This is a genomic window from Micromonospora sp. ABR4_055 (assembly GCF_056160425.1).
In genome coordinates, this window is the sequence record NZ_JBSWXD010000252.1 from 1 (window position 1) to 6,035 (window position 6,035).

The window sequence follows — 6,035 nt, forward strand, 5'->3', positions numbered from 1 at the left end:
CCCCCCCCCCCCCCCCCCCCCCCCCCTCCCCCCCCCCCCCCCTCCCCTCCCCCCCCCCCCCCCTCTTCCTCCCCCCCCCCCCCCCCCCCCCCCCCCCCCCCCCCCCCCCCCCCCCCACTCCCCTATTCCGTCACTGTGGACGAGCGAATAGACTGGAGCCCGGCAGGCCCACCAGAGCCACCCAGGGAGGTGATTGGTCCGGAATGCCCGTTGCGACAACCCCCGACACGCCCGGGATCCGGGGTAGGTTGGCGGAAAGATCCCAAAGTGAACCTGAGCTGCGAAAACATGGTCTTCGGAGATCATCTAGCCACTTCCCAAGATCATGATCAACACGAGGTTGCCCTCAGGGGCCCCTGTTTCCGCAGGTCAGACCGCCCGACATTTCGGACACGGTCCCCGAGCACACGAAAACCGCGCCGGATTGAAACGATCGAAGGCTGCCCCAAGGGGCCAGCACTTCTCCTGTCCCCGAGCACACGAAAACCGCGCCGGATTGAAACTTTCTCCCGCTCGGCCATCTCGGATGGCGTCAAGTGTCCCCGAGCACACGAAAACCGCGCCGGATTGAAACTGCATTGTGGCGGCGGTTAGGAACAACAGACACAGGGTCCCCGAGCACACGAAAACCGCGCCGGATTGAAACCTTTCGGATTGTGTCGGTGTTCAAGAGCATAGAGAGGGTCCCCGAGCACACGAAAACCGCGCCGGATTGAAACTTGCCCTCAAACGTGCAAAACTGCCGCAGACATTGCTAGTCCCCGAGCACACGAAAACCGCGCCGGATTGAAACTCGGAGGCGAACCTGTCCCAACGGCCATACGTCGGGTCCCCGAGCACACGAAAACCGCGCCGGATTGAAACCTGCGACAGTTGCACGGGGAAGTAGGCAACGCGTCCCCGAGCACACGAAAACCGCGCCGGATTGAAACCATGCCGACTGGCAGCACATAGCCCATGACTGTCCCCGAGCACACGAAAACCGCGCCGGATTGAAACCGCCTTGAGCGCCTCGTGGGCCGGCCAGAAGGCCGCAGTCCCCGAGCACACGAAAACCGCGCCGGATTGAAACTTACTTTCGCCGCCGGGAGGCCACTTGCGGCAATGGCCGTCCCCGAGCACACGAAAACCGCGCCGGATTGAAACCCTGCCTACACCTTGTTGAGCAGCCGGTAATTGAAGTCCCCGAGCACACGAAAACCGCGCCGGATTGAAACCCGCAGCCTCCAGCAGTTCGCCGTTGACGTGACCCTAGTCCCCGAGCACACGAAAACCGCGCCGGATTGAAACCATGGTGGGGTGTGTAAAAAAACACAGAACCCTGGTCCCCGAGCACACGAAAACCGCGCCGGATTGAAACCCGTCCATTGACGGTGATTCCCCTTTCCAGGCTCCGGTCCCCGAGCACACGAAAACCGCGCCGGACTGAAACTAGCGCCCGGTGGGTACCAATTCCCATCGGAACAGTCCCCGAGCACACGAAAACCGCGCCGGACTGAAACCTGATCACCAGATTCAGTTGACCTGCAGCTCTACTCGCTGGACACAAGGTGAAGATCGCTTATCTGATTCTTGCGACGCTGGCCGGTCTTGTCGGCGCCGTATTCGGTTCGTGGCTGGGCTGGCAGACGGCAGGGCCGACCACCGACACGGCGGCAGCCCGGCAGGTGGTCGCTGTCGCGTTTCCCGGCGTCGGGGCGGGTGAGCCGACCCGAAACGGTGACCGGCACGGATTTCCGCCGGCTGTCGACAGTGCCTGGACCCTGCTCGTCGGAGGTGACGGCTACGTCGCCGGAACCGTCACCCTGCCGTTGCCGTTCGGTCCGGCGTCGACCTCCGACGGCCGTCTGGTCGGCGAGGCGGTCGACCGGCTCACGGCTGCCGGTTGGGATGCCGAACGATTCCGCGCCAACGGCGACTACGACGCTTTCACGGCGACCCGGGACGGTGTCGCCGTGCGTCTGTCTGCGCGGGACGCCACGAGCTTCGTGATCGACGTTGGCTGCGCGCGGCCGTGGTGGGTCTGGCCGCTGGCGGTCACCGGATTCCTCGTCGCCCTGATCATCACGTTGCTTGCCCTTCGGCAGCTCGATGCGCACACCAGCGGACGCGCCTGGGTCCGGGTCGTCGCCGTCTCCTTGCTCGGAGCTGCCGCCGTCTTGATCCTGCCCGCTCTGGCGGTGGGTGGGCTGGCCACCAGCCATGCAGCGATCACCGGCGGCGACCCGTGGGCGCCGCCGTGGCTCGGCTTCACGATGGTCGGCCTGCGCCCGATGGCCTGGCTGGCCGGGCTGCTCACCGTCACCGCGGTCCTCGTCGCCGCTGCGTCACCGACGCGAACGCCAGCGGCCGCCCGGACGCCGGGCCGAGGACGCCGTACCGCAGAAGGGTCTGATCCTGCTGCGGCATAGTTGTGCCGCAGCAGGCATCAGCCACAGTCAGGGTTCAGGGCTCGCGGTTGAACAGCCGTTTCGACCAGAGGTATCCGCCGAGCGCGATGACCGCGCACCAGGCGAGCGCGATCCACCCGTTGCTGCCGACCGGTTCGGCCATCAGCAGGCCGCGCAGGGTTTCGATGATCGGGGTGAACGGCTGGTACTCGGCGAACCAGCGCAGCCCGGCGGGCATCGAGTCGGTGGGGACGAGCCCGCTGCCGAGCAACGGCAGCAGGATCAGCGGCATCGGCAGGTTGCTGGCGGTCTCGACGCTGCGGCTCACCTGGCCGAGCGCGACGGACAGCCAGACGAGCGCGAAGGTCACCACCAGCAGGAAACCGGCGGCACCCAGCCACCCGGCCGGCCCGGCGGTGGGCCGGAAGCCGACCAGCAGCGCGACGCCGATGACGACCGCCACGCTGACCACCGCCTGGATCATGCTGCCCAGGACGTGTCCGGTCAGCACCGAGACGCGGGCGATGTGCATCGTACGGAATCGGCCGATGATGCCTTCGGTCATGTCCATCGCGATCGAGATCGCCGTCCCCTGGACGGTGGTCGTCACGGTCATCAGGATGATCGCCGGTGCCACGTAGTTGACGTACGCGGCGCGCCCGCCGGCCCCGCCGCCGGGGAGCGCCCCGCCGGGCATCATGGCGCCGAGCTGGCCGAGCCCGGCGCCGAGGGTGCCGCCGAACACGTAGACGAACAGCAGCAGGAAGACGACGGGCATCCCGACGAGGGTCACCGTCATCGACGGGTATCGCAGCATGCGTCTGAGATTGCGGCGCAGCATCGTCGCCGAGTCGCGCAGCGGGTGGGTACGCAGGCCAGCGGCGGCGGCGGTGGCCGGGCCGGTCAGGGCGTGGGCGCTCATCGGGTGGTCACCTTGTCGTTGTCGGTTGGGCCGCCGGTCAGGGCGAGGAAGACGTCGTCGAGGTCGGGGGTGTGTACGGACAGTTCGTCGACCTCGACGGCGTGGTCGTCGAGCCGGCCGATCAGGGTCTTCAGCGCCTGCAGGCTGCCGTCGCTGGGCACCCGCAGAGCGAGCGGGTCGTGGTCACGGGTGACCTGACCGAGTGAGTGGGATGCCTGGCCGAGCGCACCGGGTGTCTGGCCGAGTACGCGGGTGGCCGTGTCGAGGCGTCGCTGGTCGGCGAAGCGCAGCCGGATGTGCCCGCCGGGGATGCGGCGTTTGAGGTCCTCGGCGGTGCCCTCGGCGACCACCCGCCCGTGGTCGAGCAGCGCGATCCGGTCGGCGAGTTCGTCGGCTTCGGCGAGGTACTGGGTGGTCAGGAAGATGGTGACGCCGTCGGCGACCAGGTCCCGGACGATCTGCCACATGGTGCGCCGGCTGCGCGGGTCGAGCCCGGTGGTCGGCTCGTCGAGGAAGATCACCCGGGGGTCGCCGACCAGGGTCATCGCCAGGTCGAGCCGCCGCCGCATGCCGCCGGAGTAGGTCGACGCCGGTTTGCCGGCCGCCTCGGTCAGGTCGAACTGGTCGAGCAGTCCGGCGACGCGCCGGCGGCGGTCGGCCCGGCCGAGGTGGTGCAGGTCGGCCATCAGCCGCAGGTTCTCCGCGCCGGTGAGCAGGTTGTCCACCGCCGAGAACTGGCCGGTGACGCCGATCGCGGCGCGTACCGCGTCGGGGTCGCGGGTGAGGTCGTGCCCGGCGACCCGGGCGTCCCCGGCGTCCGGTCGGATCAGCGTGGACAGGATTTTGACCGTGGTGGTCTTCCCGGCGCCGTTCGCGCCGAGCAGCGAGAAGACCGTTCCCGCCGGTACGTGCAGGTCGATGCCGTCGAGCACGACGTGATCGCCGTACGCCTTGCGGAGCCCGGTGGCAGCGATCGCCGGCCGGGGCTGCGTGGAGTGCATAGTCGCCCTCTCTTCGAGCAAGGAGTGGGTCAGGATCGGCGGATGGTGATGTCGCCGTAGGAGACGCGGCCGCGTACCTCGACGGTCTCGTCGGCGTCGTCGGGCCGGGTGGCGGTCTCCAGCAGGTTGTGGACCTGCCCGAAGTCGGTCTTCACTTCCAGCCAGGCGGCGGTGCCCTCGGCGATGCCGACGTCCAGGTTGCCCATGGCGGTGCCGAGCACGACCGAGCCGCGCACCACCTCGCCGAGGCGGATGCTGCCGTTGGACGTCTTCGCGTCGACGCCGGCGCCGGCGCGTTCGACGCGGATGTCGCCGTTGGCCGCCCGCACCCGTACGTCGCCGGTGACCGCGTCGATCGTGGTCTCGCCGTTGGAGTTCTTGACCACGGCGGTGCCGTCGATCTCGCCGAGCTGGATCTTTCCGGAGCCGGTGGTGATCCGGGCGTCGCCGGTGACGCCGTCGACGGTGACATGGCCGGCCGAGGTGTCCACCCGCAGCGGGCCGGTCAGTTCCAGCCAGGCGTTTCCGGCGGCGGTCCTGACCCGGCACTGCCCGAGTCGTCCGGTGCAGCGGACGTCGCCCAGTTGCGTCTCGGCGGAGACCTGGGAACCGCTGGGCAGTTGGATGGACACCTCGACGGACCGGGTCCGGCGGGAGAAGTCGAAGGCGGGTGATTTCGGGGCGGTGATCCGCAGTGTGCCGTTGGCGTAGTCGACGCGTACCCGGGCGGCGGCGGCCACGTCGGAGTCGTCGGCGTCGTCGCTCGGGCGGACCTCGACGACGGTGTCGGTGCGCTGGGTCGCGGCGATCTGTACGTTGCCGCTGACGAGTTCGACGGCGACGGAGATCGGTTCGGGCGTGTCGAAAGTAGGCATGGTTGTCCCCGCATCATGGGTTGGTGGGTCGTCCCCGCAGGTCGGGGACGTGAGGTGTGGAGAGCAGACGGTGAGTGGAAGGGGGCGGTGCGGCTAGCGCACCCAGCCGGTGAAGGTCTGCGTGCTGCGTTTCCCGGTGCCGCGTTCGTCGCGGCGCCGGTCCCGGTCGGGCCGCTGCAGACCGGCGGCTGCCGCCCGGACCAGCCAGGCGTTGACCGAGCGCCCCTCCTTGGCGGCGGCCTCCTCGACCGCGGCCTTGAGCTGCTCGGGTAGGCGTACGTTGATCCGCGTCACCGGGCCGTCCTCGGTGATCAGCAGGTCGTTGTCGGGTGGGCCGTCGGCCGTCGCCGCGCCGTCCCCGGCGGTGGTCCCGGTCGGTTCGGCGGGTGGCGTGGTGACGACGAAGTGCGGGTCGCGGCCGCGTAGCCGCAGCTCCACCGAGCCGGGTGCCAGGTCGCGGGTGATCTCGTCGGCGGCGGCCGACAGCGCGTCCAGCAGGGTCATCCGGATCGCCGACTCGAGCGACCCGGTCAGGCGCTCGACCAGCGCCCGCGCCTCGTCTCCGCCGGTTTCGGCGAGGGTGGCGAACTCCCGCCCGAGGTTGCTCACGTACGACGTCAGGTCCATGGTGCCATCATGGCACAAGATGGCACCACCGACAAGCCATCGTGACATCACCATGATGCCGCACTGGCACCTTGCGGCACCTGAGCCGAGGAAGTGACGCTGCGGCCGACAGACGAAAGCTGGGGGGGGGGGGACACAAAAAGAGGGGGGGGGAGACCCCATTCCCTCTCATGTGGGGCGGGTGGTGGATAGCGCACGACGGCTTTTTTTTTTTCTTCAT

At 68.8% G+C, this 6,035-nt stretch carries 5 protein-coding genes; 1 reads left to right on the forward strand and 4 read right to left on the reverse strand.

Annotated elements, in window-relative coordinates; genetic code table 11:
• Positions 1 to 1,550 precede the first annotated feature (1,550 nt).
• Positions 1,551 to 2,411: a hypothetical protein gene (locus ACXAHD_RS31080; RefSeq protein ID WP_475055007.1), complete on the forward strand. Its 861-nt coding sequence runs from the start codon at positions 1,551 to 1,553 to the stop codon at positions 2,409 to 2,411.
• Positions 2,412 to 2,445: 34 nt separating this feature from the next.
• Here ACXAHD_RS31080 and ACXAHD_RS31085 read toward each other — a convergent pair whose 3' ends face one another.
• The 4 genes from ACXAHD_RS31085 to ACXAHD_RS31100 form a co-directional block, all read right to left on the reverse strand.
• Positions 2,446 to 3,312: an ABC transporter permease gene (locus ACXAHD_RS31085; RefSeq protein ID WP_475055008.1), complete on the reverse strand. Its 867-nt coding sequence runs from the start codon at positions 3,310 to 3,312 to the stop codon at positions 2,446 to 2,448.
• A complete protein-coding gene (locus ACXAHD_RS31090; protein ID WP_475055010.1) occupies positions 3,309 to 4,313 on the reverse strand; it encodes an ATP-binding cassette domain-containing protein in 1,005 nt (334 codons plus the stop codon). Before ACXAHD_RS31090 ends, ACXAHD_RS31085 begins: the two co-directional genes overlap by 4 nt.
• A gap of 29 nt (positions 4,314 to 4,342) precedes the next feature.
• Positions 4,343 to 5,188, reverse strand: a complete 846-nt coding sequence (locus tag ACXAHD_RS31095; protein WP_475055011.1) for a DUF4097 family beta strand repeat-containing protein — start codon at positions 5,186 to 5,188, stop codon at positions 4,343 to 4,345.
• A 93-nt stretch (positions 5,189 to 5,281) separates the two neighbouring features.
• Positions 5,282 to 5,815 (reverse strand): YlcI/YnfO family protein, encoded by a 534-nt coding sequence (locus tag ACXAHD_RS31100; RefSeq protein ID WP_281550660.1) that lies wholly within the window; start codon positions 5,813 to 5,815, stop codon positions 5,282 to 5,284.
• Positions 5,816 to 6,035 lie beyond the last annotated feature (220 nt).